The following is a 1,174-nucleotide window of genomic DNA, read 5'->3' as shown; positions in this document are numbered from 1 at the left end:
TGTTTTAGCTTTGGTGCTAATGCACAAGCCGATAAAAGGTTTGCAATCAAAATTACAAGAATGATATTTTTCATTTTAATATAACTCTTTTTACTGTTATATGCATCCTGATATTTATTTTCATTATTATAATTTTGACACTAAAGTAAAGTGTATAGTTTGCGATAATTTATCTTTTCTTAATTTCATGTTTTAATTTATGAAAATAGCTCAATTTCAGTGCGAATATTTTCTACTTTAGGATTGGATATCCTCGTTGTTTTGTCATATGGATATTAAGGGGGCTGTTACGAGAATCATTACTTTTATATCCTCTAGTTTCTATGTCTCCATAGATGTCCAAATGTAATTCCTTTTGCGAGAGAATTGGCAACGCTTGATAGTTTGAGTAACAGCATGATGGATATAATAGACAAGACGATAGCTCCCCCAAACATGAAGCTTACATTCTGGTCGTAATCGAGTTTCATATCGCTCAAATAGTTTGCAAAGATATTCATCATCAGATTAAATACAGTCGCCAAGAGTAGGAAGAGGATTATATAATTGATGACTTGGATTATCCATTGCTCGAAAAGGCGATGAGTTGGTTGCCAGAGTAAAGCAACGATGAAGAGTGGACCCCATCCTACGAGAAGTGTAATAGCGATTTTTGTCAGGAGCACGAGACCACCACCGATTGCGACTACGAGGCTTGTTGCCAGCAAGATGATGATACCTAAGAGACTGTAAAGCAGTCCATTGCCTTCGAAGAAGACGGTTTCTTGGAAAAGACGGCCTGCATATTGAAATCCTTTGGTTGCTGCTTTGTCCAGTAAATTCATTAATTGTGTATCATTGAGTGGATTTGTTATGAGCGCTTTTGATAACTCATAGGGCATTTGTGTTATCAAATTGGCAATTTCATTCTGATAAAGTCCTGTGGTAAGAGCTATTGAAGTAATAATACTTATCCGTAGGAAACGATTTACAAATCCGGAGAGAGGCATATCTATAGCGCCCCGAATGATGAGCCAACCATAGATGATGAAAGCGATTGTGATACCGATTGATACAAAGGGTGTAATTGTAGCTATTGTTTTTGAGGAAATATCCGTGACATATGTTTTTGTTATCTGATCAATTTTATTGAAAAGTTGCGTGAACACTGTAAAGTCCATGGAATTCCTCTTTA

General features: G+C 36.0%; 1 protein-coding gene. It reads right to left on the bottom strand.

The features are described 5' to 3' along the window. Nucleotides 1-314 precede the first annotated feature (314 nt). Complete coding sequence (locus ACFIK6_RS09875; protein ID WP_375642747.1) at nt 315-1,160, bottom strand: type IV secretion system protein; 846 nt, start codon at nt 1,158-1,160, stop codon at nt 315-317. Between the last annotated feature and the right edge of the window lie 14 nt (nt 1,161-1,174).

Source organism: Bartonella sp. AS69XJJH (assembly GCF_042195585.1).
Lineage (GTDB): Bacteria > Pseudomonadota > Alphaproteobacteria > Rhizobiales > Rhizobiaceae > Bartonella.
The sequence above is the reverse complement of the archived record's forward strand: the minus strand, read 5'-3'. Positions and strand labels throughout refer to the sequence as shown.

What these genes read in the sequence shown, in the direction of transcription:
- ACFIK6_RS09875 (WP_375642747.1), bottom strand. Translation starts at nt 1,160, where the DNA reads ATGGACTTTACAGTGTTCACGCAACTTTTCAATAAAATTGATCAGATA.